The 23,813-nt window shown below is 65.3% G+C and carries 24 protein-coding genes; 16 read left to right on the top strand and 8 right to left on the bottom strand.

All coding sequences use genetic code 11. The features are described 5' to 3' along the window. Window positions 1-5: 5 nt before the first annotated feature. Window positions 6-650, top strand: coding sequence for a hypothetical protein (locus DWB23_RS02380; protein ID WP_121741205.1), 645 nt, complete (start codon window positions 6-8; stop codon window positions 648-650). Between the two features lie 8 nt (window positions 651-658). Here the strand turns inward: DWB23_RS02380 and DWB23_RS02385 are convergent, their stop codons facing one another. Together DWB23_RS02385 and tenA are read right to left on the bottom strand one after the other, a co-directional pair. After that, window positions 659-1,426, bottom strand: a complete 768-nt coding sequence (locus DWB23_RS02385; RefSeq protein WP_121741206.1) for a TenA family protein — start codon at window positions 1,424-1,426, stop codon at window positions 659-661. Next, complete coding sequence (gene tenA, locus DWB23_RS02390; protein WP_121741207.1) at window positions 1,423-2,082, bottom strand: thiaminase II; 660 nt, start codon at window positions 2,080-2,082, stop codon at window positions 1,423-1,425. The genes DWB23_RS02385 and tenA overlap by 4 nt, the downstream gene beginning before the upstream one ends. A gap of 151 nt (window positions 2,083-2,233) precedes the next feature. On the opposite strand from tenA, the gene DWB23_RS22805 reads away from it, so the two are divergent. After that, a complete protein-coding gene (locus tag DWB23_RS22805; RefSeq protein ID WP_162989727.1) occupies window positions 2,234-2,413 on the top strand; it encodes a hypothetical protein in 180 nt (59 codons plus the stop codon). A gap of 501 nt (window positions 2,414-2,914) precedes the next feature. Here DWB23_RS22805 and DWB23_RS02395 read toward each other — a convergent pair. Both DWB23_RS02395 and DWB23_RS02400 read right to left on the bottom strand, forming a co-directional pair. After that, the gene (locus tag DWB23_RS02395) at window positions 2,915-3,127 is read right to left on the bottom strand and encodes a hypothetical protein (protein ID WP_121741208.1); all 213 of its coding nucleotides are present in this window, start codon (window positions 3,125-3,127) and stop codon (window positions 2,915-2,917) included. Window positions 3,128-3,297: 170 nt separating this feature from the next. Beyond that, window positions 3,298-4,959 (bottom strand): tRNA uridine(34) 5-carboxymethylaminomethyl modification radical SAM/GNAT enzyme Elp3, encoded by a 1,662-nt coding sequence (locus DWB23_RS02400; RefSeq protein WP_121741209.1) that lies wholly within the window; start codon window positions 4,957-4,959, stop codon window positions 3,298-3,300. 329 nt (window positions 4,960-5,288) lie between these two features. Between DWB23_RS02400 and mbhE the strand changes: the two genes are divergently transcribed. From mbhE to mnhG, 7 genes are all read left to right on the top strand, one after another. Continuing rightward, on the top strand, window positions 5,289-7,649 hold the full coding sequence (mbhE, locus tag DWB23_RS02405) for a hydrogen gas-evolving membrane-bound hydrogenase subunit E (protein WP_121741210.1): 2,361 nt from the start codon (window positions 5,289-5,291) through the stop codon (window positions 7,647-7,649). A gap of 28 nt (window positions 7,650-7,677) precedes the next feature. Further along, window positions 7,678-8,142 carry an MnhB domain-containing protein gene (locus tag DWB23_RS02410; protein WP_121741211.1) on the top strand — a complete coding sequence of 155 codons (465 nt, stop codon included), beginning with the start codon at window positions 7,678-7,680 and terminating at the stop codon, window positions 8,140-8,142. Then, window positions 8,139-8,492, top strand: a complete 354-nt coding sequence (locus DWB23_RS02415; protein ID WP_121741212.1) for a sodium:proton antiporter — start codon at window positions 8,139-8,141, stop codon at window positions 8,490-8,492. Before DWB23_RS02410 ends, DWB23_RS02415 begins: the two co-directional genes overlap by 4 nt. A gap of 70 nt (window positions 8,493-8,562) precedes the next feature. Next, window positions 8,563-10,239, top strand: coding sequence for a complex I subunit 5 family protein (locus tag DWB23_RS02420; protein ID WP_121741213.1), 1,677 nt, complete (start codon window positions 8,563-8,565; stop codon window positions 10,237-10,239). Further along, on the top strand, window positions 10,236-10,841 hold the full coding sequence (locus tag DWB23_RS02425) for a Na+/H+ antiporter subunit E (protein ID WP_121741214.1): 606 nt from the start codon (window positions 10,236-10,238) through the stop codon (window positions 10,839-10,841). Before DWB23_RS02420 ends, DWB23_RS02425 begins: the two co-directional genes overlap by 4 nt. Further along, window positions 10,834-11,124: a monovalent cation/H+ antiporter complex subunit F gene (locus tag DWB23_RS02430; RefSeq protein ID WP_121741896.1), complete on the top strand. Its 291-nt coding sequence runs from the start codon at window positions 10,834-10,836 to the stop codon at window positions 11,122-11,124. Before DWB23_RS02425 ends, DWB23_RS02430 begins: the two co-directional genes overlap by 8 nt. Further along, the gene (gene mnhG, locus DWB23_RS02435) at window positions 11,124-11,501 is read left to right on the top strand and encodes a monovalent cation/H(+) antiporter subunit G (RefSeq protein ID WP_121741215.1); all 378 of its coding nucleotides are present in this window, start codon (window positions 11,124-11,126) and stop codon (window positions 11,499-11,501) included. Before DWB23_RS02430 ends, mnhG begins: the two co-directional genes overlap by 1 nt. A gap of 20 nt (window positions 11,502-11,521) precedes the next feature. Here mnhG and DWB23_RS02440 read toward each other — a convergent pair whose 3' ends face one another. From DWB23_RS02440 to DWB23_RS02450, 3 genes are all read right to left on the bottom strand, one after another. Continuing rightward, a complete protein-coding gene (locus DWB23_RS02440; protein ID WP_121741216.1) occupies window positions 11,522-12,019 on the bottom strand; it encodes an SHOCT domain-containing protein in 498 nt (165 codons plus the stop codon). 107 nt (window positions 12,020-12,126) lie between these two features. Beyond that, on the bottom strand, window positions 12,127-14,292 hold the full coding sequence (locus tag DWB23_RS02445; protein WP_121741217.1) for a DHH family phosphoesterase: 2,166 nt from the start codon (window positions 14,290-14,292) through the stop codon (window positions 12,127-12,129). Between the two features lie 79 nt (window positions 14,293-14,371). Next, window positions 14,372-14,635 (bottom strand): hypothetical protein, encoded by a 264-nt coding sequence (locus tag DWB23_RS02450; protein ID WP_121741218.1) that lies wholly within the window; start codon window positions 14,633-14,635, stop codon window positions 14,372-14,374. A gap of 157 nt (window positions 14,636-14,792) precedes the next feature. Here DWB23_RS02450 and DWB23_RS02455 point away from each other — a divergent pair, with 157 nt between their 5' ends. The 7 genes from DWB23_RS02455 to DWB23_RS02485 all read left to right on the top strand — a co-directional run bounded on the left by DWB23_RS02455 (window position 14,793) and on the right by DWB23_RS02485 (window position 19,271). Continuing rightward, window positions 14,793-15,512 (top strand): metal-dependent hydrolase, encoded by a 720-nt coding sequence (locus tag DWB23_RS02455; protein WP_121741219.1) that lies wholly within the window; start codon window positions 14,793-14,795, stop codon window positions 15,510-15,512. A gap of 120 nt (window positions 15,513-15,632) precedes the next feature. Next, a complete protein-coding gene (locus DWB23_RS02460) occupies window positions 15,633-16,028 on the top strand; it encodes an OsmC family protein (protein ID WP_121741220.1) in 396 nt (131 codons plus the stop codon). A 168-nt stretch (window positions 16,029-16,196) separates the two neighbouring features. Continuing rightward, complete coding sequence (locus DWB23_RS02465; protein WP_121741221.1) at window positions 16,197-17,252, top strand: ComEC/Rec2 family competence protein; 1,056 nt, start codon at window positions 16,197-16,199, stop codon at window positions 17,250-17,252. Further along, window positions 17,249-17,521, top strand: coding sequence for a DUF3006 domain-containing protein (locus DWB23_RS02470; protein WP_121741222.1), 273 nt, complete (start codon window positions 17,249-17,251; stop codon window positions 17,519-17,521). Before DWB23_RS02465 ends, DWB23_RS02470 begins: the two co-directional genes overlap by 4 nt. Window positions 17,522-17,771: 250 nt before the next feature. Further along, the gene (locus tag DWB23_RS02475; protein ID WP_238717327.1) at window positions 17,772-18,311 is read left to right on the top strand and encodes a gamma carbonic anhydrase family protein; all 540 of its coding nucleotides are present in this window, start codon (window positions 17,772-17,774) and stop codon (window positions 18,309-18,311) included. A gap of 120 nt (window positions 18,312-18,431) precedes the next feature. Further along, window positions 18,432-18,896 carry a DUF5799 family protein gene (locus DWB23_RS02480; protein WP_121741223.1) on the top strand — a complete coding sequence of 155 codons (465 nt, stop codon included), beginning with the start codon at window positions 18,432-18,434 and terminating at the stop codon, window positions 18,894-18,896. Between the two features lie 84 nt (window positions 18,897-18,980). Continuing rightward, window positions 18,981-19,271: a DUF7545 family protein gene (locus tag DWB23_RS02485; protein WP_121741224.1), complete on the top strand. Its 291-nt coding sequence runs from the start codon at window positions 18,981-18,983 to the stop codon at window positions 19,269-19,271. 130 nt (window positions 19,272-19,401) lie between these two features. Here the strand turns inward: DWB23_RS02485 and DWB23_RS02490 are convergent, their stop codons facing one another. Beyond that, window positions 19,402-23,583, bottom strand: coding sequence for a DUF7282 domain-containing protein (locus DWB23_RS02490; protein WP_121741898.1), 4,182 nt, complete (start codon window positions 23,581-23,583; stop codon window positions 19,402-19,404). Window positions 23,584-23,813: the final 230 nt, after the last annotated feature.

Genomic DNA, 23,813 nt, shown 5'->3' on the forward strand with positions numbered 1-23,813 from the left:
CACCGATGAGTCAGCCCGACGATCGACCGTGGACCGACGTCTCCCGGTTTCCCACGTTCGTCGACCACCTCGAGGACGAGGGCGCGTTCTCCGTCCGGGGGATCGTCGACCACCTCGAGGACGAGATCGACGTCGACGGGATCGTCTACCACGACCGCGGCATCCGCGCGCCCGGCTACGACGCCACGTTCGTCCACGAACCGTCCGGCTCCGCCGGTCGACAGGCGTTCAGCGTCGAAGTCGACACGATCGGCCCCCGCAACACGTGGGCGGTGTTCGACGCGACGCTCGGCTGGGACCTCTATCTCCTGCAAGCCGGCGACGTGGCGGCGCTCGCGTGGGTGAGCGACGAGGAGTACAAGACGGAGGAAGCCACGATGTTCGACTCGAAGCACGACGCCCTCGCCGCGGGTCGGTTCTCCTTCGGCGTCTTCCTCTACTCGGGCAGCGACTGGGACGAACGGGTCGACCGAATTCAGCGGACGGACGCGCCGGCGTATCTCAAACGCGACGACGGGACGCCCGTGGTCCCGCAGACGCCCTCCGAGTTCTACGACTACATCGGCTCGTCGGCCGCCGAACTTCGGAAGACCGGCGGCGGCGCACCCGCCTACCTCGGGGTGCTCGAACTCGAGGTCACGATCGACTGAACTCCCCGCTATCCGTCCTCAGCCGGTTCGTACGCCGAGTCGAAAAAGGCGACCTCGAGGTCGACCGTTCGCCGGAACAGCGACTCGACTCGAGCCTGCCGCCGCGGCGAGAGCTCGGGGCCGACGATGTCGAGTTGACCGCGAAGCCAATCGACGAACGCGCGAAAGCCCTCGGTCGCGTGGAGGTCGATCCACTCGGCGTAGTAGAACGGAAGGTCGGTCCCCGCGCTGGGCGGGCCGTCGGCCGCGGGGTCAGCGTGCGCCTCGACTGCGGCGACGGCCCAGCGCTCGTAGATCCACTCGGCGGGGACCAGTACGGCCAGCGTTTCGGCGTACCCGCCTTCGCGGGCTGCCCGCCCTAACAGGTCGATAAACGCGGCCGTCGGCTCGGCGAGTTCGGGATCGCGGTGGCGCGGTTCGGGCACCTCGAGCGCGTTGAACGAGCGCTCGAAGTAGTCGTCTTCGTCGTCGGTGATCGTGTCGAGAAATTCGACGAGCGAGCGTTTCGCCGCCATCTCGGGGGCCTGCCCGACCGCGTAGCCGAAGACGCCGACGAGGTCGTTGACGAACGCGTAATCCTGGACGAGGTACTCGGCGAACGCGGCCTCCGGGAGCGTTCCGGCGCCGAGTTCCCGCGTGAACGGATGGGCGACCGCGTCGGTCCACGCCGGGTCCGCTCGCTCGCGGAGCCAGTCGGTGAACCGGGGGTCGGCTTCGTCGACGACTGCAGCGTACTCGGCGTACGTTCCGGGAACAGCGGTCCCGTTCGCGGTCATAGCTCCCACCCCTCGAGCGTGTACGCCATCTCCCAGAATCGATACTCGAGTTTGGCGCTCGTGAGAAACGCCTCGCGCATGGCGTCGTGCTCGCCCGGATAGCGTTCGCCACAGCGGTCGACAAACTCCCGACACCACGCCGTCGCCTCGCGGAACTCCGCGCCCGTATACAGCTCGATGAACGGCGTGTACCGGTGCTCCTCGTTGGCCAGTTCCGCCATGTGTTCGGCGACGTCGAGGTAGCCCTGCATACACGGATACATGGCGGCTGCGATTTCGCCGATCGACCCCTCGTAGGCCGTTCGCACGAGAAAGCCGGTGTAGGCGACGCAGGTCGGCGCTTTTTCGACGGTCTCGAGTTCCTCCTGTCCGATACCGTAGTCGGCGGCGAACTCGCGGTGGAGGTCCATCTCGTGGTCGAGCACGTCGTGGGCGACGCCCAGGAGGTGCGTCATCGTCTCTTCGTCGCGGGCTTTCGAGCCGGCGATCGAAAACAACCGGGCGTAATCGAGCAGGTACCGATAATCCTGTTTCACCCAGTGTCGAAACGCCGCCTCGTCCAGGGTTCCCGCCGCGAGTTCGCGAACGAACGGGTGCGATTTCTGTGCCGCCCAGATCTGTTCGCCGTCCTCGAGGAGTTGCTCGCTGAAGGCCATCTCGCTCGTATCCGAGGGGCTACACGCTATTATAAGCACCTACTATAATCGAGTGATATGCCTTCGCAAGTGGCGACCGTGCGTCGCTCGAGGAGCCGGGACGCGACCGGCGAATCCAGCCACCAACCGGAGCGCACGCGAATCGTGATCGGTGTCTGATCCACCGCTGTCGGTGCGCTCGAGCACCGTACTCGCGGCTACCAAAACGATTCTCGGAGAAGTGGGACGCAAAGAGCACGCCGTGATGGTTCGTTCGGTGGGGGACGAACGAGTGTGGGGAGAGTACACGGACGTGCTGGGGCAACATTGGGTGCTGTTGCCGATCTGGTGAGTGGTGACAACGGTGCCGACGAGTGTCGGCGATTGACCGTACACCGAACATTGACATAAATTTTTTCATGCCGGAGATGTATATTATTGCCAGTGGTTGGGGCCGGTACTACTTCGAGTTGCCCATTCCCGCTCGAGAACGCGACCCCCTCGCAGCGGTACTCGTCGTCGGTTGTGCGCGATGTCTCTCACCCGGTAGAATGTAGCCGATCACGGCTTTGAACCTACAAGAGGTTTGGAAACCATGTCTCAGGTGTTCCAGCACTCGAGGTATTTCACGTATGCTCGTTGTAAATTCCGATCTATTCGATGTTGTCCGACATATTAGGACTTCTGCTAAGTGACCGGATGAGAACGGTACTAAGAGCCTCGTTGGATACGCCAGTCACGCACTGAAAGGCACGGAGAAGTTATTTTCACCAGACGTGGTGGGTTATTCGAAATTGATTGTATAACTCGCGTTCAGTACCCACGCGTCGTTCCTCTTCGGAGAGGATGGGAGTCAGTCATACAGTAGCCATCGACCGAGGAACAACACGGTGGCGAATACAACGCCAAATACCACCCCGAGTGGGGCAGCGTCCACAAACGACTGATTGTTTATCCACATTCCACTGGCGGTGTATGCGAGTCCTGGAAAGGCTACGGTCACGGCGAGCCATACCACTGGATGGCTTTCGAGCCAGGCGTTCGCTTGTTCATAGTGACTACTCATCTTCGATAAATGAACAAGACTGTCTAAAAATCTACTCTTTCAGACGACAGTACGTTCAGTTCACATACATAGTTTCCGAATCGAACGGTTCGACCTCGATCATTACTCCGAAGAACGAAATCGTATTACTGACGGTCGGCTGTTTCGAAAACAAATCGGCGACCCGGCCGTCAGAGTCGCTTGCTCACGTACGGCCCGTCCTGATGGTAGCCGAGTTTCTCGCGGTAGTACTCTCGAGCGCCGATACCGGAAATGACGCTCACCTTGTCGTAGCCGGCCTCGGCGGCGAGCGTTTCCGCCTGGGCCATCAGTTGCCGTCCATAGCCGCGGTGCTGGTGCTGGTCGGTTTCGCCTTCGCCACCGACTGCGACCTCCGTCCCGTAGACGTGCAGTTCCCGGATGAGCGCGGCGTTCTCGAGTTCCGGTCGCACCGGATCGTTCGGGAATCGGAGTCGACAGAAGCCGATCAGGAGGTCCTGCTCGAAGTCCTCGACGGAGATGAAGTGCTCCGTCCCGCCGCAGGCGTCGTAGGTCATCACGTCGAGTTCGACGGCTTCGGGCTCTTCGTCGTTCATCCCGGCCTCGCGACAGCGGATGCACTCGCAGGACCAGCCGTGTTCGTCCATCCGCTTTCGGGCCAGTTGTCGAAGGTTGGATTTCCAGACGCCGGCGTCGATGTAGTCCGCGGGAATGTCGCGCTGGACGCGCTGGAGGCGCGTGTATCTGGGGATCATATCCTTAATCTCGGCGACCAACTCGGCGGCCTCCTCGTTTCCGAGCGGATCGTACTCGCCCTTGTGCCACCAGTCGTAGGTCGCCGTCCCGCGAACGATGAGCGTCGGGTAGATCTTCAGGTAGTCCGGCTTCCACTGCTCCTGTTCGAAGATGCGGCGGAAGTCCTCGAGACACATCTCTTTGCTCATTCCGGGTTGGCCCGGCATCATGTGGAAGCCGACCTTGAACGCCGAATCCCGCAGTCGCTGGTTGGCCTGGATCGACGCCTGAACGCCGTGGCCCCGGTGCATCTCGCGGTTGATCCGCTCGTAGGTCGTCTGGACGCCGACCTCGACTTTCGTGCCGCCGAGGTCGAGCATCCGGTCGATCTGTTCGGGATCGCACCAGTCGGGCTTGGTCTCGAACGTCGTCCCGATGTTCCGGATGTCGTTCGTCTCGTTTTCGGCGATCACGTCCTCGAGATACTTCCACTCGTACTCCGCGGGGTCCTCCGCGAAGCTGACGCCTTCGGCCGGTTCGGGCTCCTTGTCGACGTCGTAGTCGTTCATCGCCTCCAGGGCCCGCTTGACGAACCACTCCTGGTAGTCGTGGCTGCGGGCGGTCATCGTCCCGCCCATCAGGATGAGTTCGACCTTGTCGACGGGGTGGCCGATCTCGCGCAGTTGCTCGAGTCGCAGCGTGACCTGGCCGTACGGATCGTACTCGTTCTGGACGCCGCGGGCAGCGGCGGGTTCGTCGCCCGTGTAGCTCTGCGAGGACGAAAACTCCGAATCGGGACCGCCGGGACAGTAGAGACACTTCCCGTGGGGACAGCGCTCGGGAGACGTCATGATCGCGACCGGCGAGACCCCAGAGGCGGTTCGGACGGGTTTGCGCTGGAGAACCGTCTGTAGCTCCTCGCGGTGTTCTCGCGCCGCGTGGTCCAGCAGTTCGGAGTTCTTCGGCACCTTCGGTGCCGAGTGCTCCGAACAGGCCTCGAGTTTGGCCGTCTCGACCTCGTCGCGCTCGATTTCGCCCGCGAGAATTCGCTCGACGAGCGTCTCACAGACCCGCTCGAAGGCGTCGGTTTCGGTTGGATCGGGCGTCTCGGTACTCACTACACGGTATTGAACGCCGTTCGCGAATAAGCGTGTCGGACTCGCGACCCATCGTCGCCGCGGGCCGGTCGACGGACTCACCCGCTCCCAGGGCGGTACGGGTTCGGTTCGGCGTCCGAACGGCGTCGACGGCGTTCCCCGATGGCATCGAAGTCCGTCTCGAGATACCGTGTGTGTGTGTAACCCGGTTTGACCGTCGTATTGAGATCGGTCGTCCGCTCAGTACGACGCGACGACCGAACTCGAGCGGGTCGTTGTCCCGGAACCGCCGACGACGGGACGAAAGGCCACGATTTAAGTACGCTCTCTGGGTATTTTGGAGAAACTAGATGCCGCCCGAGTTGTCGGTGGTCCTCGCCGCCGTCGCGTTGCCCTTTGTCGCTGCTGTGAGCACGCCAGTCCTCTTTCGCGTCCTCGGTGAGCGGACCGGCTACGCCGGCGTAGCGGTCGCGCTGACGAGCTTCCTCCTCCTCGCGACCCAACTCGGGAGCGAGGGGACCGTCGGACTCGCCTGGATTCCCTCGCTAAACATCTCCCTGCGCTTCGCTATCGACGGCTGGGGGCTGCTGTTTGCGCTGCTCGCCTGCGGGATCGGGACGCTCATTTTCCTCTACTCGCCGGCGTACATGCACGGCGAGTCGAGCCTCCCCAGGTTCTACGCCGCACTGCTCGCCTTTATGGGGTCGATCGTCGGCGTCGCGCTGGCTGCCGACCTGATCGCGATCTTCCTCTTCTGGGAACTCACCAGCCTCTGTTCGTTCGTCCTGATCGGCCACTACACGGCCGACGACTCCTCGCAGTACGCCGCTCGAATGGCGATGTTCGTCACCGTCGGCGGCGGTCTCTTCTTGCTCGTCGGCTTCCTGTTGCTGGCGCTGGTCGCGGGCGACGTCCTCGGCTCCGAATTCGCGTTCAACCTCGCCGCGATGCTCGAGAACCCGAACGAGATAGCCGACGCGCTCCGGGAGGAAGGGCTGTTTCTACCGGTGTTGGGCTTGATCGCGATCGGCGCGGGGGCCAAGTCCGCACAGGTGCCGCTGCACTTCTGGTTGCCCAACGCGATGGCGGCTCCGACGCCCGTTTCGGCGTTTCTCCACTCCGCGACGATGGTCAAAGTCGGCGTCTACTTCGTCGGTCGGATTCGGCCTATGCTCGTCGGGCCGGAGTGGCTGTTCCTCTTCGCGACGCTGGGGCTGACCACGATGACGATCTGTGCGATCCTGGCGGTCGGCTCGACCGACATCAAGGAGCTGCTGGCTTACTCGACGGCGAGCCACCTGGGGCTGATGATCGCCGGCTTCGGCTTCACCTCGATCTACGGCGCGGAGGCCGGCGTCTTCCACCTGTTCAATCACGCGCTGTTCAAGGCTGCGCTCTTCCTCGTCGCCGGGATCGTCGCCCATCAGGCCGGCACGCGGCGGCTCGAGAACCTCAGCGGACTCCGTCACGACCTCCCGATCACGACCGCGATCACCGCTATCGTCGCGCTCAGTATGGCCGGTATTCCGCCGTTCAGCGGGTTCTACTCGAAGGAACTGCTCTTCGAGGCGGCCGTCGAGGCGAGACACGTCCACGATATCGGCGTCCTGGGCTGGCTCTACCCGGCCGTCGCCGTCTTCGGGAGCATCTTCACCGTCCTCTACTCGCTTCGATTCCTCTCGCTGTTCTTCGGCGAGCGACCCGAGGAACTCGGTCACGTCGACCGGCCGTCCGTCATGCTTCTCGTATCGCCCGCCGTGCTGGCCGCGCTCACGGCCCTCGTCAGCGTCGATCCCGAGATCGCGGTCCACGCGATCGTCCAGAGCGGCGTCGACGCGACCGCCGTCGATCCCCACGAGATGCACGTCGGGATTCCGACCGCCTACTCCCCGCCGGTCGGGATGAGCGCGGTGACGATCGGGCTCGGCTTCCTCGCGTACCCGTTCTACGGGCGCATTCACGGCGGCGTTCGGGCGATCCCGGAACTGATCCCGCCGATCGGTGCGAACTGGTGGTACGATACCATCGTCGATGGCCTCACGGACGGCGGCGCGTGGCTCGCCGCCCGGATCCACAACGGGCTGCTCAGAACGTACGCGACGTGGACGCTCGCGTCGACCTGCGCCCTCACGCTCGCGGGCTTCGCCGCGACGGCCACCATCGTTCCGACGCATCTCATCGAATTCGACGCCCCGATTGCGATCGCACTCGTCATGCTCGTCGCGGTGATGGCCGCCGTCGCCGTCGTCCGCTCGACCTCGCACATCGCCGGCATCCTCACGCTCTCGATCCTGGGATTCATGATCGCCATCTTCTACATCCTCGCGAGCGCGCCCGACCTCGCGTTGACCCAGCTGGTCGTCGAAACGCTCATCCTCGTCATCTTCTTGCTCGTGATCGAGGAGATTCCCGAGTACTACGAGGTCGGGCTCGGCCGGGTCGCTCGCGACGCCGTCCTCTCAGTCGCCGTCGGCGCAACCGCCTTCGTCACCGTCCTCGTCACGACCGACGCGCGTCCGGCGGGAAGTACGTCCATCGCCCGCTACTACGCCGAACAGGCGGTTCCCGAAGGCGGCGGGACGAACATCGTCAACGTGATTCTCGTCGACTTCCGCGGCTTCGACACCCTCGGCGAACTCGCCGTGGTCGCACTCGCCGCGATTTCGATCCTGACGCTCATCGTGATGCGCAACGGAGGGGACGACGAATGACGCGACTCGCCACTCGAGGTGAGATGCGATGACGACCGTCATCATGCGCACGACCGCTCGAGCGATCGTTCCGATCATCTTCGTGGTCGCCGCCTCGCTGTTCGTCGAGGGTCACAATCTTCCCGGCGGCGGCTTCATCGCCGGCGTCCTCACGACGACCGCGTTCGCGATCATCTACCTCGCCTTCGGACTGGACTTTCTCGAGCGCGGGGTGCTGGGGCGCGACGTCGAACCCGGGAAGGAGTCCTCGCGGGATCGCCTCGTCGTGGCCTACCGGCGACTGTTCGAGTACGGCCTGGCGATCGCCGTCCTCAGCGGGCTGGTACCGCTGCTGTTCGGCCGCCCCTTCCTCACGCAGACGTTCCTCGTGTTCGAGGGCGTGCCGATCTATCACCACGTCGAGATCGCGAGCGCGCTCGCGTTCGACTTCGGCGTCTTCTGCGTCGTCGTCGGCGGGCTTCTGACGATCCTCTCGGTGGTGGGTGCGGAATGACGGCGTTCCTCCTCGCGCTCGTCGTCGGCGCGCTGTTCGCGCTCGGGACGTTCTTGCTCCTCAGACGGGACCTGATCCGCGTCGTCTGGGGGCTTGCCATCATCAGTCAGGCGGCGAACGTCTACCTGCTGGCGATGGGGGGAGTTGCGGCGGGCACCGCCGACACGGTCCCCGTACTGGCAGGTCACGGCGAACACGTACCGGAGACGGCCGATCCGCTGGTGCAGGCGCTCGTACTGACCGCGATCGTCATCGGCTTCGGCATGACCGCGTTCGCACTGGTGCTGTCGTATCGGGTCTACGAGGAACACGACACGCTCGACGTCTCGGAACTGGGTGATCGCGAATGACGACGACAGAGCCGACGGAGACGATGAACACGAGAGCAACCAGTACATCGACAGGAGCGGGTGAGCGACGATGACGACACCGTTGGCGGCGATGCCGATCGGCACGGGATCCCAACTCGTGATCGCGCCGATGCTCGTCGTCCTCGTCGCGGCCGTCGGGAGTTTACTGTTCAGCCGATGGCCCCGTGCGCGCATGGCCGTGAGCCTCGCGGGCGGCGCCGGCTACGCGATCGCCGTCGCGGCGATCGACTGGTACGTCGTCCTCGCGCCGGGCGCGCCGGGAATCGCGACCTATCAGGTCGGCGACTGGCCGGCCCCGGCCGGCATCACGCTCGTCGCCGACGGCCTGTCGGCGTTCATGCTGACCATGGTCGCGATCCTCGGAATCGCGTCGCTGGTCTTTTCGACGCGCGTGCTGCCCGAGATCGATCCGCGTAGCTATTACTTTCCGCTGTTTCACTTTCTGGCGCTCGGCGTCACCGGTGCCTTCCTCACCGCCGACCTGTTCAACCTGTTCGTCTGGTTCGAGGTGATGTTGATGGCCAGTTACGTCTTCGTCGCCTACTACGGCGGCCCCCAGCACACCCGCGCCGCCTTCTGGTACGTCGCGCTCAACCTGCTCGCGAGCGCGGTCTTCCTGCTCGGGGTCGGCGGCATCTACGCGACGACGGGGACGCTCAACATGGCCGACCTCGCCCGTCGACTCGCCGAACCGGCGGCGTACGGGATCGATCTCGGCCCGGTCGTCGGCCTCCTCGCCATGCTCCTGTCGGTGTTCGCGATCAAAGCCGGACTCGTCCCCTTCCAGTTCTGGATCCCGACGGCCTACCGGGCCGCACCGCCGCAGATCACGGCCCTGCTGGCCGGCGCGACCAAAAAGGTCGGCATCTACGCGATCATCCGCCTCTCCTTTACCGTCTTCGCCGGGGCGCAGATCAGCGTCGACCTCGAGGCACCGATCGTCGGAGCCGTCGTTTCCGGCCCCTCTCCCCTCGCGTTCGTCGGGGCCGTCCTGTTCGCCATGGCCACCGCCAGCATCCTCGTCGGCGGGATCGGTGCCGTCGGCCGGGACTCAATCGAGGGCGTGCTCGCCTACTCGAGCATCGGTCAGGTCGGCTTCATCGCGATTCCGGTCGCCATCGCGGCGACGGCCTCGAGCGCGGAGTTACGCCACTTCGCCATCGTCGCGGCGCTGGTCTACGCGCTCAATCACACGTTGGCGAAGGGATTGCTCTTTCTCGCGGTCGGCGCGATCAGATCGGCGACCGGAACGAGCCGTCTGGCCGACCTCGGCGGGCTGGCGAGGCGGTCGCCGCCGCTCGCCGTCGCCTTCTTCGTCGGCTCGCTCGCGCTCGTCGGCATTCCGCCGCTGTCGGGCTTTTTCGGCAAATTCCTCGTCTTCTACACCGCGGCTCGAGCCGAGTTGGCACCGGTCCTCGGCCTCCTGCTCGTCGGATCGCTGTTGACCATCGCCTACGCGACGCGGACGTGGAATCGGAGCTTCTGGGGGGCCCGCACCTCCGCGGTCGAAGAGGCAACCGTCGATCCCGTACAGGTCGGCGTGTTGCTCGCGCTCGCGACGGTCATCGTCGCGGTCGGCGTCGGCTTCGAACTGGTCTACCAGTTCGCGGAGGCCGCCGCGGCGGCCGCGCTGGATACCGACGGGTACGTCGACGCCGTCGATCCGCTCGAGCCGAGCGAGTTGGAGGCGGCCGGCGAGGACGCCGGCGGAGGTGAGCACGCGTGAACGTGCGGACCTGGCCCGTCGCCGGCGTCGTCTTCGCCGTGCTGTGGGTCTTCGTTCGCGGCGTCCATCTGACGCCGTCGGCCGTGCTCGGCCAGTTCCTCCTCGGCCTCGCGGTCGGCCTGCCGACCGCGTACCTCTTCCGGCGGCTGTACGGCAAGCGGATCGATCTCGGCCGCGGCGTGCTCGCGCTTCCCTACGCGGGCCGGTACCTCGGTGCGTTCGTCTGGGAACTCGTCCGCGCGAACCTGGACGTGGCCTACCGGGTGCTCTCGCCGGGAATGCCGATCGAACCCGAAGTAATCCTGGTACCGCTGCGCGTCGAGACCGACGTCGCGATCACCCTCCTCGCCAACAGCGTCACGATCACCCCCGGGACGGTCACCCTGGACTACGACGAGGGGACGAACGCGCTCTACGTCCACGCGGTCGACGGCCGCGATCCGGAAGCGATCGCCGCCCCCATTCGACGCTGGGAGGACGCCGCGCTCGAGATGTTCGACGAGCGGGCGTCGCCGGACGATCCGCCGCGAGAGATCGTCGTCTCCGGCGGCGAACGGAATCAACGCTACGGCGGTGACCCGCTGGGTGATGGCGATGAGTGAACTGGTCGGTCCGGCGGCCCTCGAACTGACGGTTCGTGCGGCGCTGATCCTCGTCAGCCTGCTGTGTGTCCTCTGTAGCTACCGCGTAATCGCCGGGCCGACGAATCCGGACCGCGTGGTCGCACTGGACGCCATCGCCACGAACGTCGTCGCCATCGCCGTCCTCTTCGCCATCCAGACCGACCGCGGGCTGTTTATCACGGTGAGCCTCGTGCTCGCGATTATCGGCTTCATCGCGACGGTCGCGGTCGCAAAGTTCGTCATCGAGGGGGAGGTGATCTAGTGATCCGAACCGCCGTCATTATCGCGCTGATCGTCGTCGGCTGTTTCTTCCTGACGGTCGGCACCGTCGGCTTGCTGCGCCTGCCGAACGTCTACAATCGGATGCACGCGACGAGCAAGCCCACGACGCTCGGTACCGCCGCGATATTCCTCGCGGGGTTCGTCTACTTCGGGCCGGGCAACGAGGGCCTCACCTCGCTGATCGGAATCGTCTTCCTGTTTCTGACGGTTCCGACGGGTGCCCACATGATCGCCCGATCGGCCGAACGAATCGGCGTTCCGTTCCTCGGGAGCGTGACCTGGCCGGACGCGTCGGTGTTGGCGAACGACCAGCGAGACCGAGACGAACGCCGATCCGCGGACGACAGCGACGAATAGAACGGCTCGCTCGTCCTCGTTCAGGAATCGTACTCGAGATCCCGATCCCGGTTTCGAGTTCCGTCCTCGCGCCGATCCTCCCGTTCGTGGCGCTGTAATTGCTCTTGGACGTCCTCTATCGTCTCCGTCTCCAGCAGTCGCTCGAGTTTTCGCTCGAACTGCTCGTCGGTGAGTTCGCCCGCGGCGTAACGCTCGCGCAGCGTCTCGAGGGCGTCGCCGGGCGTGAGTTCGTCGGATCGATCGCGCTCCCTCGGGTGAGATTCGGTTCGTGCGCTCTCGCCCGTTCCCCACCACTCGTCCCAGGAGTCGTCATACCCCCAGTCCCACCACTCCGCGCGGTCCGATTCGTCGCCGAACAGGAGGGCGACGAGCGGAACGACGACGATGTAGCCGACGAGCAACGCGGCGAGCCACCACGACTGACCGGTGAACATCGCCGCCAGCCAGAGTCCGGTGACGATCATCGCCGTGATTCCGGTGACGTTCTCACGGAACCGTGTTCTGGCGTCATCGCTCATAGCGGTATCGTCGCCCGTACGACGGAAAGCTGTTTCCACCGAACGGCGTCGCCACTGGGCGATTGTGGCGGCGTAGAGGAACTGGACTGACCGCGTCGTGCTCGAGTTTACGCGAGCGTCTCGCCGAGGGCCTCGAGTGCGGCGTCGCGAACGGCGTCGCGTTCGCCGGGCAGGAACTCGACGTGGCCGTCCTGTCCGCCGACGACGCTGACGCCGGCGTTCGGCGCTGCGTCGTCGATCGCGTCACGGAGGTCCCGAACGTTCAGCGACTCGGTCGCGCGGACGTGCAGTTCGTCGTCGCCGACGCCGAGGGTCACGAACGGCCCCTCGTCGCGCTGGCGGCGGTGAAGCGCGTCCAGCAGGAGCGTCGTCGTCGGGAAGTTGTACCGGTGCGTGAAGGCGTCGGTGTCCAGCACGGCGACGGTAACGCCGTCGACTTCCTCGGTCTCGAGGTTCTCCCGCGCCGTCTCGAGTTCGGTCTCGAGTTTGTCGCGGAACTGCTCGGAGACGTGGGCCGCGAGGTCGCCATCTCGAGGGATCTCCGATCCCTCGCCGTCGTCGAACAGCAGATCGATGACGAGTTCGCGCTTGTCCTTGTACGACTGGTAGTAGGCCTCGAGCGCGACGGCTTCGCGGCGCTCGGAGATGCCCGTCTCGTCGTAGCCGGCCTCGGTCGCGAGGTCGACGTAGGCCTCAGGGGTGTTCTCCCAGTAGCTGACCGCGGGGAGGTGCTCGAGGTCGTCTCGAACGTCGTCGTTGACGTGGGCGGCGATGTTCGCGGCGAGAGCCGTCGAGGTCAGGTCGGAGACGTCAGCGCCGCCGAGCGACGGAGCGACGGCGACCGAGACGGCGTCCGTGATCTCGTCGTCGGCGCGACTGTCGTCGATGACGACCGTCTCGGCGTCGTACAGCGAGAGCAGGTCGTAGCCGTCGACGGACTCCTCGGTCGAACCGGCGTTGACGAGGACGACGAGCGGCAGTTGCTCGCCGTGGCGGTCGCGGGCCTCGAGCATCGAGGTGACGTCGTTCGTCGCGGCGTCCATGTCGTAGACGCGGCCGTCGAGCGGACGCCGTTCGAAGTAGTGGTACTCCGCGTCCTCGCGCGTGTGTTTCTCGCGGATCAGCGGCAAGACGGCGCGTTCGATGGCGGCTCCGCCGACGTAGCCGTCGGCGGTTGCGCCGTGTCGAACGACGACCGGGCGGGCCTCCATGACTGCTCGGCGGATCGTGGTCGCGGCCTCGACGAGTCCGTCCTCGACGGATTCGACGGCGTCGTGCTCGGCCAGCAGGGAGACGTCGGCCGGTCGAGCCTGGGACTCGATCGCCTCCTCGAGTCGCTGCCGGACGGTCTCGCTCTCCTCGCCGTCGAGGATCTCGAGCGTCTCGGTTTCGACCTGCAGGTCGCCGTGGTGACGTTCGACCTCGCCCTCGAGTGCGACGACGTCGTCGATCTCGACGTCTGGGTAGGCGCGGACGCCGGCCTCTTCGAAGGCCGCACATTCGACGGTCGCCGTTTCGTCGCGCAGTTCGAAGACGGTCGGACCGCTGGTCTGGCGAACGCCGGTGATCTCGCCCTCGAGACGGACGACGCTGCCGACCTGATTGTCGATGGAGTCGATCGTCGTTCGGTTGAGCGCCGGTTCCGCTTCGGCCTCGGGCTTGGCGTCGGCCGCGTCGTCAGTCGCCGGCGTCGAAGGCGCGGCGGTTTCGGCCGCAACGGAGCCGCTGCCGGTGGTGACGGTCTCGGACGCGTTCGGTGCGGCGCTTCCGTCGTCGGCTCCCGTCTGCAGGTCGCCGGCTTTGACGTCGTCCGCGGCGTCGGGTTCGCTTCGGGTTTCGGCTTCGTCGGTCGACGCGTCCGCCGTTTCGGTAGATTCGGACTCGTCTTCGACGTCGTCGGGGAGTCGCTCGCCGTTCCCCGTATCGATCAGTTTGCCGCGGAACTCGCGTTCGCGCTGGCGGATCGACCAGCCGAGGTCGACGTTGTCGTTGTCCCGAACGTCGAGAACCTGGACGTAGACGCTGTCGCCGGGCTCCCAGTCGAGACTCTCGAGTCGTTGGTCGAGTTCGCTTCTATGCAACAGGCCGGTGACGTGGTCGCCGACGTCGACGAAGACGCCGAAGTCGGCATAGCCGTCGACGGTGCCCCGGTAGTAGCGACCGGGGGTGAGCTGCGAGGGAGAATTGCCGTGAAACTCGAATACGGCATCCTCTTCGTGACTCTCGCAGATCTCGCCGTCAACGGGTGTGCCACAGATGATACAGTTACCCATCTACTCGGACCAAGCAGTTTCGCCCTAAAACGGTTGTCGAAATGCGTTCGTCACTCACGCATCGTTTGCGATCGATCGTTCACTCGAAAACCGGCGATTCGTCCTCGAGCGCGTCGATGTCGTCTACGATCTTCCGAACGTCCTCCGGAAACAACGAAACCTGTATCTCGCTGCCGTCCTCGTCCTCGAAGACGAGTTTGACGCGCTTGTCGCCGAACGCACGCGCTTCGGCGGACTCGACATCGAACATCTTGACCGTCGCCGACTTGTTCGTCGGCCCGACGTTCTTGATCGATCCGTCGTTCAACTCCACCATGAAATCCTCGAGCGTTACTGTGAGCATGGGCGTCGTACGGCCCCCGTGTAAAAAACGACACGGCATCGCGTCCGTCGAGATTCGACGAACTGTCACACCCTCTCGAGTCGCCCGCCGCCGTCGCCGTTCGTCGACGAACGCTCGGCCACCTTTAAGGTAAATTCGACCTAACGCACCACACGCTATGCAGGTCACCTGGCACGGCCACTCGACGTGGCACGTCACCGTAGGGGAGACAGCGCTACTGATCGATCCGTTCTTCGACAATCCGAAGACGGACCTCGAGCCAGCCGACGTCGACGCGCCGGACTACGTGCTGTTGACGCACGGCCACGCCGACCACATCGCCCACGCCGGGGAGTTCTCGGAGGCGACGCTGGTCGCGACGCCCGAGATCGTCTCCTACTGCGAAGCGGAGTTCGGCTTCGAGGACGCCGTCGGCGGGATGGGAATGAACCTCGGCGGCACCGTCGAGTGCGGCGACGCGTTCGTCACCATGGTTCGGGCCGACCACACGAACGGGATCATGACCGAGAACGACTCGAGCGGCGGGATGCCCGCCGGATTCGTCATCTCCGACACCGAGCCGACCAAGGACAGCGACGACTCGACGACGCTGTACAACGCCGGCGACACCAGCCTCATGAGCGAGATGCGCGACGTCATCGGCGACCATCTCGAGCCCGACGCGGCCATCGTTCCCATCGGCGATCACTTCACCATGGGACCCAAGCAGGCCGCTGTCTCCATCGACTGGCTCGACGTCGACTACGCGATCCCCCAACACTACGACACCTTCCCGCCGATCGAACAGGACCCCGAGGAGTTCACGAGCGAGGTGAAAGCGACGGGGAGCAGTGCCGACGTCGTCGTTCCCGAAGCCGACGAGCCGTTCCACCTCTAACTGCGGATGCGAATCTAACCGCGGTACCCTCTCCGTCTCCGTTTTCGGTCGTGTCACCGATCCGAAGACAGTTCGAGCGACAGCAACGTTTACACCGTCGGATGCCGACGTTTCGAGTGCATGGCAAAGCAGGTCACCACCGTTTCCGAGGAGGGGTTCAGTGCGACGAACGAGGTTCGCGACTTCGAGACGACCATCGACGCGACCGGCGAAACGGCACCCGACACGCTCGAGGCGCTGTTGTCCGCGTACGCGACCTGTTACGTACCTGCCCTGCGGGTCGGCGGCCAGCAGCGCGGCGTCGACGAACTCGGCCGGGTCGAAATCGACTCGACGGGCGAACTCAACGAGGACGACAAACTCGAGTCGATCGCCTTCGACATCCGCGTCGAGGCGGACGTCGACGACGAGACGGGCGCCGAGATCATCGACCGGGCGAACGAACTCTGCAAGGTCCACGACGCGCTGAAGCCGGAGCTGCACGCGGAGCAGACGCTGGAAGGGAACGCCTTCTAGCAAATCGCGATTCCGGTCGTTATCGACAGCCGTCCACTCGCGAATAGCGATCGACCCGCTGCGACCGCGGTCGCCGGTTTTTCTTCACCGTTGCGGGGGTAAGTTCGACGGACCGCGTTACTGGATGTGGTCCCAAGCCACATATCCGGGGCCCCCCTCCGGTCGTGTATGCGACGTCGACGCGGCCTGCTGATCGTGACAGTGGCGGGACTACTCGTCCTGTCGGGGTGTCTCAGCGGGTTCACCGTGGACGACGGAATCGAGGCCGACGCCGGCGTCGACGGCGACCTCGAGATCCACCACATCGACGTCGGACAGGCCGATGCGACCCTGCTCGTCACGCCCGCTAACGAGACGATTGTGATCGATACCGGCGACTGGCGACCCGACGGACAGGACGTCATCGACTACCTCGAGGAACGGAACATCAGCCGAATCGATCACCTCGTTGCGACCCACGCCCACGCCGACCACATCGGCGGTCACGCGGCCGTCATCGAGCACTTCGAAGAACACGGCGACGGGGTCGGCGCGGCTTACGACTCGGGGATCGCCCAGACGAGCCAGACGTACGAGGGCTATCTCGACGCGGTCAAGGAGTACGAGGTGACGCTCTTCCAGATCGCCGAAGGCGATACGCTTCCGCTCGAGGACGAGTCGCTCGAGGCCACGGTGTTGAACCCGCCGGCGGACGGTTCGGGTGACGGTCTCCACTACAACAGCGTCACGCTCGTCGTCGAATTCGGCGAGTTCTCCTATCTGACGACCGGCGACGCCGATCGAGCCGCCGAGCAGCGACTCGTCGAAGACCACGGCGAGAACCTCACGGCCGATGCCTATCAAGCCGGCCACCACGGCTCATCGACCTCCTCAACACCACCGTTCCTCGACGCGGTCGATCCCGAGATCGCGATCGTCTCGAGCGGGCTCAAATCCCAGTACGGTCACCCGCACGACGAGGTGCTCGAGGCGTTCGCCGACCGCGGAGTAAAAACGTACTGGACCGGGGCCCACGGGGATATCGTTCTCACGACCGACGGCGAGGACGTCTCGGTAGCGACCGAACGCGAGGTCTCGACCGATCTCGACGCCCTGCTCGAGCGAAAATACGAACCGCATGCGGAATCGGAATCGCTGGTCCCACCCCGGAGCCAATCGGAGTCGTCGGTACGAGAACCGGGATCGCAAGCTGCAGCACCGATCGCGCGCACTACAGGACAATGACCGAAACCTACACCGCAGTTCTCGACCGAATCGTCGACGGAGAGACGGCCGTGCTCTTGCTCGAGGCGGACGGAACCGTGATCGACGAACACGTACTCGCCGTCGAGGAACTTCCCGAGGAGGGCCGCCACGGCGGTGCCGTTTTCGACGTCGAACTCGAAAACGGCGCGCTACGCGGCGTGACCTACCGACCATCGGTCACGGAGGAACGGCAGCGATCAGCGCAGGACCGGTTCGACCGACTGTCCAGACGACTCTCCGAGGAGTAGTCGAGTTAGCAACCCGCGAGAGATGTGGAACGAAGGAGGGAACTCCCTCCAACTGGTGGTTCGGGGTGCGTGGGATGACACCACGACGGACGCCCATCAGACGGGTGTTCGTCGCAACCGTTGCTTTCACGGTCACTGCAATAGCCGTGGTGCCAAAGCATGTTGGAAGTAATGGTGACTGTCACCACGGGCCATTAGTTCCGATTTTCGAACGAAACGTCCGGATACCTGGTTCGCACGGTCGATTTCGATGGGTAGCTTCAAGGCGATCCTCGAGACAGGAGCAGGCATGCTACGTTCGTTCGATGGGACGGAACCGCGGATCGCCGACTCGGCGTACGTCGACGAGGCGGCGGTCGTGATCGGAAACGTCGTCGTCGAAGCCGACGCGAGCGTCTGGCCGAACGCCACGCTTCGAGGCGATCACGGCCGGATCGTCGTCGGCGAAGGCGCGAACGTCCAGGACAACGCGGTGCTTCACGAGGCGTCCGAACTCGGCCCGTACTCGACGGTCGGCCACAGCGCGATCGTTCACGACGCGACCGTCGCCGAACGCGCGCTGGTCGGCATGAACGCGGTCGTCCTCGATGGCTCCAGCGTCGGCGAGGGGGCGGTCGTCGCCGCCGGCAGCGTCGTCACCGAAGACACCGAGATCCCGCCCTCGACGCTCGTCGCCGGAGCGCCCGCCGAGCCGAAAGCCGAGATCGAGAATCCCCAACTCGAGGCGACGGCCGACCGATACGTGGCGCTGTCGACGCGACACGAGGAGACGGGAGAGCGCCTCGAGTAACGCTTTCGAGACACGGTCAGTTCCGAGTGACTAGCGGCGCTTCCTGCGGGAGCGATCGCGTCGGAGCGGACGGTGCAAGCGATGGAAACGCTGATACAGCCGCCGTCCCAATCGGAATCCATGAGCGACAACCCGTGGACGGACCGGATCGTCGGTGCACGAATGGCCGTCGATCAGGAGTTTACCACACGGATCGCCGACTCGCGGTTTTCCAACCAGCAGTGGAGTCTGATCATGACCGCCACGGAGTTCGAACTGGACCATCCCGACGATCCCGATCGCGCGCGAATCGTCGCGAACACCGAAAAGATCGGACAGATCATTCCCGAACTCGACAACATTCAGACCGGAATGGGTGCCGTGGGCGGGCAAGGCGGGAGACAGGGAGGCTCCTCGAGCGGGGGCCTCATCGACTCGATCAAAGGGGCGCTCGGGATGGGAGGCGGTGGGAGCGGCAGTTCCCACGACGAAAAACGACAGGCGGCCGAACGGCTCACGCAGGAGTACGCCGACGAACTGCAGGCCCACCTCGAGTCGAACGGGCGCTGGGAGTCGGTCCGACAGGCAGCGGCTGCCGAAGAATAACCGGGAGCCCCGCGCACGAGGTGATTCCGAGACGTTGCGACCCAAGCCACAGCACATATAGGTGCGGTTCACCACCGTAGAAGTATGACCGACGAAGTCGACACGACGACAATCTCGATCAGTACCGACGATGAGACGACCGACGACGTGACCGTCCCGAGCGGTCTCATCGATCTCGTCGCGGAGGGCGACCAGACCGACGCCGAAACGATCGCCGACGTCACCATGCTTTCGTTCGCCAGCCGCGCCCACCACATCGTCCACCACGGCGAGGGCGCGGACGAGGAACTCGAGGCCCAGGAAGCCCGCATCATGGACCTGTTCGAAGAGCGCTTCGGCGTGACCTACGGCGAAGCGACCGGACACCAGCACTGAGCCCGGTCTACGCGGGAGAACCGAGCGCAACTCGACTCGAGCGAGGTTTTCGACGGCTGTAACTCGAGCGACGGCGCTCGTGCGCCGGACGCGACCGAACGGCGAGTCCACGAGAAAAACCGCGAGCGGGTTATCCGGCGGGCGCTTCCGTTCCCGGATCCGAATCTCCACCCGATCCGGCGGGCTCGACGGGAGATTCCGTCTCGGTCGGCTCCGCAGGGTCGCCAGCGCCGTCGCCCTCGGGTTCTCCGAACGGCTCGTCGGTCGGATCCTCCGTGACGGGGTCATCAGGCGGTGACTCGTTGCCCGGTTCCGCTTCAGTACCGGGCTCGTCACCGGGGTCCTCCGCCGGCGGTTCATCGGTCGGCTCCTCCGTCGGCAACTCGTCGTCCGCCGGTTCTTCTTCGGCGGGGTCCGGCTCGTCGGCCGCTTCGATCGTCGCCGACGCCTGATCGTCGTCGGTCGCGATCGTATGCGTCGAGTCGTCCGCCGGCATCGTCGAGGAGAACGTCACCGTCTCGGATTCGTCGCTCTCGAGGTCGAGGGTCTCCTCGTCGATGTCCTGGCCGTCGACGCTGTAACTGACCGTCTGGGTTCCCTCGGACTCGCCCACGTTCTCGATCGTCGCGCTGACCGTCACTTCGTCGCCGGGCTCGGCCGTCTCGGGCGCGTCGAAGTCGGTGACGGCGAACTCGGGCTCGCCGGTCTCCTCGATCGTCACCGTCGTCTCGGCGGTCTCGTTCTCGCTCGAGACCTCGACCGGGTAGTCGCCGGGCTCGAGATCTTCGGTTTCCGCGGTCAGCGTGACGTCCTCGGTGGCCTCGGGTTCGAGCGAGACCGACTGTTCGTCGACGGTGTCACCGGCAACCGACAGCGAAACGTTCTGCGTGCCTTCCCCGTCGCCGACGTTCTCGATTGCGGCGTCCACCTCGAGCGGCTCACCCTGCTCGACCGGATCGTTGGTGTCCGCGATCGAGACTGCGAACTCGGCGGGATCGGTCGGGGCGATCTCGCCGGCGGCGTCGGTTTGGGCGGGCGCTACCGCATCCTCATCGTAGTCGTAGAAGCTCATGTCGACCGCCCAGACGAGCCGTTCGTCGTCGTCCTCGGGCGTCCACTCGACGGTGAACGAGTTCGTTCCGGGCTCGAGTTCGTCGACCGGTTCGGCGGCGGTCGTCCCCTCGACGAACTCGCTGTCGACCAGCAGTTCGGCATCGTTCGGGTTGATGTAGCCGAAGGTGACCTCGATGGCGTCCTCGGTCGGGGTCGTCTCCTCGACGGAGAGTTCGGGCAGTTCGGGTCGAACCGACTCGAGACAGTCGCCCGCATCGGGGTTCGGATGGTCGATCGAGCCCGGCGTCGCGTCGGGCGAGGCGAAGCCGGTGATCGCAGCTCCGAAGTCGCCCCCGGGAACCGTCACGGTCGCGCCCTCGGCCGTTTCGTCGACGGCGAACTCGTCGCCGATTTCGTACGTAACCGTCCCCTCGAGCGGCGCCTCGACGTCCTCGCCAACCGTGATCGCGTACTCGCCCATCGTGTTGCCAAAGCCGCCCGATTGGTAGAACCCGGTGGCTACGATGATGGTATCGCCCTCCTCGAACGAGCCGGTTACCTCGGCCCGCGAGCAGTCGACGAAGGTCGCCTCGAACGTTTCGGGATCGCCGTCGACCGTGTACTCGATGGTCTCGCTCTCGAGGACGGCGCCAGCGCCGGTCCCGGTTTCGTTGGCACCGTCGTCGGCCGCCTCGACGGCCACCTCGAGCGTTGCGTTCTCCTCGAGCGGCGGCTCGAGGTCGAGCGACTCGAAAGCGACGGTCTCGTTCGCCTCGAACGGCCCGCTCTCAGCGAGTCGCTCGCCGTCCTCGTCGGTCGCGGTGAGGACGTACGCGACGTCGGCGTTCGCTTCCTCGACGGTCACCGTCTCGCCGTCGCCCGTCTGATCGGTCACGTTGAGCGTCGCGTTGGCATCGTCCGCGGGCGGCCCGTCTCCGTCCTCGAGTGCGTACTCGATTGACTCGTTCGCGAGCTCCGCACCGTCCTCGTCGACGACGGCAACGTCGACGGTCGCGTTCTCCTCGAGCGGCGGCTCGAGGTCGAGTTCGAGATCCGTAACCGTCTGGTTCGCCTCGAACGTCTCACTTTCGGCCTCGGTGCCGTCGGACGAAGCGGTGACGGTGTACTCGACGGGAGCGCCCGCCTCGTCCACCGCGAGCGTCTCGCCGTCACCCGCCTGGTCGGTCACCGAGAGGGTCGCATTGGCATCGTCCGGCTCGGCGGAGTCGCCGACGGTCACGAACGCCGTATCGAGGACCGGGGACCCGGCGGGGGTAACGTACGGATCGTCCTCAGCACCGTCGGACTCCGCGTACTGGAACGTCTCGTCGCCGGTCGTATCCCGGTGGACCACCGCGAGGAGCGGCTGCCCTTCCTCGAGCGGGTTCTCGAGTTCGATCTCGACGTCGTCGTGTTCGCCGCTCTCGAGGTAGTCGGACGAGCCGATCACGGTGGTCGGATCGGCGACGGAATCCCCGCCGTAGAGCGCCACGAAGCCGCCGTCGGAGAGATCGACGCTGTCGACGACGACGCTCTCGCCGTCGCTCTCCTGATCGGCGAACGTGATCGCCGCAGTGCCCTCGGGTTCGTCGACGGTCTCGATCCGCTGACTGATCTCGACCTCGAGGTACTGGTTGATCTCGGCGGGATCGTCGATCCCTTCCTGAATCGCGTACTCGGTGGCGTCGGTCGCGGCCTCCTCGGTCAGGATCTGCAACTGCGAGACGCTGATCCGCTGATACTGTACGGCCCTCGCCGTCTCCTCGCAGGCCCCGCGGGCCGCGATCTGAATCTGCTCGACGGTCGCCTCCTGGTACTGGACCAGCGCGCCGCTCGCTCCGCCGGTCGCGAGCGTCTGGACCTGCGTGACGTCGACGATCTGCTTCTGGATCACCGCCCCTCCGCCGGCGCCGTACGCCGCGGCCTGAATCTGCGTCACCTCGACGTTCTGGTACTGGATCGCCGACTGGATCGCACCCTCCGACGCGCCGATGGCGGCGTGTTGGATCTGCGTGATCGAGATCCCCTGTTGCTGGACGAGGACGCCACCCGCAGCCCCGTCGGCTGCGGCCTGAATCTGCTCGACCGTGGCCGCCTGACTCTGCGTGATCGAACCCGTGGCCGCACCGAAAGAGGCCTCCTGAATCTGCGTGATCGAGATGCGCTGGACCTGTTCGACGCTCACGGACTGAACCTGTTTCAACGACCCCCTGCTCGCGCCGTGCGCTGCGGATTGGGTCTGCTCGACGCTCACCTCCTGTCGCTGGACGAGCGCCCCCTTCGCGGCACCCGTCGCGGCCTTCTGTACCTGCTTGATGTCCACCCGCTGGCGCTGTTCGACCTCGACACGCTGATCCTGCTCGAGCGCGGCTTCGGTGGTCCCCTCGAGTGCGCCGGCCGACGCCCCTGCCGCGGCGTACTGGACGTGTTCGAGCGTTACCTGCTGGCGCTGTTCGACCGTGATCTGCTGGTACTGCTCGAGGACGCCGTAGGACGCGCCCTGTGCGGCCTCCTGAATCGTCGGCGCGTCGGTAACGTTCTCGTCGCCGGCCTCGCTGGCGGCCCCGGCAGCGCCACCGCGGGTCGCGACCTGAATCTGCTCGACGGTCGCGCGTTGTTCCTGTGCGACCGCGCCGTGGGTCGCGCCCCAGGTCGCGCTTTGCATCTGGCTCGCGGTGACCGTCTGGTGTTGAGAGAGCGCCCCGTCGGTCGCCCCGTCGACCGCGTACTGGATCTGTTCGACCTCGACTCGCTGTTCCTGTATCAGCGAGCCGTGGACCGCCCCTTTCGTCGCCTCCTGGACCTGCTCGACCTCGGCTTCCTGGTGTTGGGCGACCGACTCGCTCGCCCCCTCGATCGCCGCCGCTCGCTGCTCTTGCGTGACCTCGACGCCCTGGGACTGAACCAGTTCGATTCCCTCGTCGACGCCGGCCTCGACGGCGTCTTCCTGCTGGGTCGAGAGCGACGCCCGCGCATTCGCCTCGGCTGTCGGCTCCAGAGACGCTAACTCGACGCTCTCCGCGACGCCCGTCCCACCGGCATCCATCTCGCCGCCGCCCGCACCGCTCTCATCAGCATCGGTCTCCGGTGGCGACTCACCGCCAGCGGCTGGGTCCCCCTCGGCCGAAGTATCGGCTTCCGCTCCGCTATCGTCGTTCTGGGCGATACCGCCGCCGAGCATCGGCAGTGCCAGTACGCTCGTGACCATCAGAAACGCGACGACGAGCGTCCCAGCGACTGCACCTCGCCCGCGATTCATGGCTCGACTCCGCCGTGTCCGCTGTGCTCGACTCCGCTGTGTGTGGTGATCGCCGCGCGCGAACTCCGATCGAAGCCCCCAGTTACCCGAATCGATCGACGTCCCCGGTTTGTCCTGCGGCCCCTTCGTGTTCCGGACGGTGTACTCACGGATGGCATCGGTTCTCAAGGCGGGGGCCGAACGAGCGCATAAGGACCGATGGTTGTTTCGGTTAGTAACCGGATACAATA

The sequence above is a fragment of the Natronorubrum halophilum genome (genome assembly GCF_003670115.1).
GTDB classification, from domain to species: Archaea; Halobacteriota; Halobacteria; order Halobacteriales; family Natrialbaceae; genus Natronorubrum; species Natronorubrum halophilum.

Bases quoted from the DNA above. Each gene is read 5' to 3' on its own strand.
- DWB23_RS02480 (WP_121741223.1), top strand. From the start codon at position 18,432: ATGAGCGACAACCCGTGGACGGACCGGATCGTCGGTGCACGAATGGCC.
- DWB23_RS02485 (WP_121741224.1), top strand. From the start codon at position 18,981: ATGACCGACGAAGTCGACACGACGACAATCTCGATCAGTACCGACGAT.
- DWB23_RS02420 (WP_121741213.1), top strand. From the start codon at position 8,563: ATGACGACACCGTTGGCGGCGATGCCGATCGGCACGGGATCCCAACTC.
- DWB23_RS02395 (WP_121741208.1), bottom strand. From the start codon at position 3,127: ATGAGTAGTCACTATGAACAAGCGAACGCCTGGCTCGAAAGCCATCCA.
- mbhE (WP_121741210.1), top strand. From the start codon at position 5,289: ATGCCGCCCGAGTTGTCGGTGGTCCTCGCCGCCGTCGCGTTGCCCTTT.
- DWB23_RS02430 (WP_121741896.1), top strand. From the start codon at position 10,834: ATGAGTGAACTGGTCGGTCCGGCGGCCCTCGAACTGACGGTTCGTGCG.
- DWB23_RS02385 (WP_121741206.1), bottom strand. From the start codon at position 1,426: ATGACCGCGAACGGGACCGCTGTTCCCGGAACGTACGCCGAGTACGCT.
- DWB23_RS02460 (WP_121741220.1), top strand. From the start codon at position 15,633: ATGGCAAAGCAGGTCACCACCGTTTCCGAGGAGGGGTTCAGTGCGACG.
- DWB23_RS02445 (WP_121741217.1), bottom strand. From the start codon at position 14,292: ATGGGTAACTGTATCATCTGTGGCACACCCGTTGACGGCGAGATCTGC.
- DWB23_RS02465 (WP_121741221.1), top strand. From the start codon at position 16,197: ATGCGACGTCGACGCGGCCTGCTGATCGTGACAGTGGCGGGACTACTC.
- DWB23_RS02455 (WP_121741219.1), top strand. From the start codon at position 14,793: ATGCAGGTCACCTGGCACGGCCACTCGACGTGGCACGTCACCGTAGGG.
- DWB23_RS02470 (WP_121741222.1), top strand. From the start codon at position 17,249: ATGACCGAAACCTACACCGCAGTTCTCGACCGAATCGTCGACGGAGAG.
- DWB23_RS02410 (WP_121741211.1), top strand. From the start codon at position 7,678: ATGACGACCGTCATCATGCGCACGACCGCTCGAGCGATCGTTCCGATC.
- DWB23_RS02475 (WP_238717327.1), top strand. From the start codon at position 17,772: ATGGGTAGCTTCAAGGCGATCCTCGAGACAGGAGCAGGCATGCTACGT.
- DWB23_RS02415 (WP_121741212.1), top strand. From the start codon at position 8,139: ATGACGGCGTTCCTCCTCGCGCTCGTCGTCGGCGCGCTGTTCGCGCTC.
- DWB23_RS02440 (WP_121741216.1), bottom strand. From the start codon at position 12,019: ATGAGCGATGACGCCAGAACACGGTTCCGTGAGAACGTCACCGGAATC.
- DWB23_RS02380 (WP_121741205.1), top strand. From the start codon at position 6: ATGAGTCAGCCCGACGATCGACCGTGGACCGACGTCTCCCGGTTTCCC.
- DWB23_RS02450 (WP_121741218.1), bottom strand. From the start codon at position 14,635: ATGCTCACAGTAACGCTCGAGGATTTCATGGTGGAGTTGAACGACGGA.
- DWB23_RS02490 (WP_121741898.1), bottom strand. From the start codon at position 23,583: ATGAATCGCGGGCGAGGTGCAGTCGCTGGGACGCTCGTCGTCGCGTTT.
- tenA (WP_121741207.1), bottom strand. From the start codon at position 2,082: ATGGCCTTCAGCGAGCAACTCCTCGAGGACGGCGAACAGATCTGGGCG.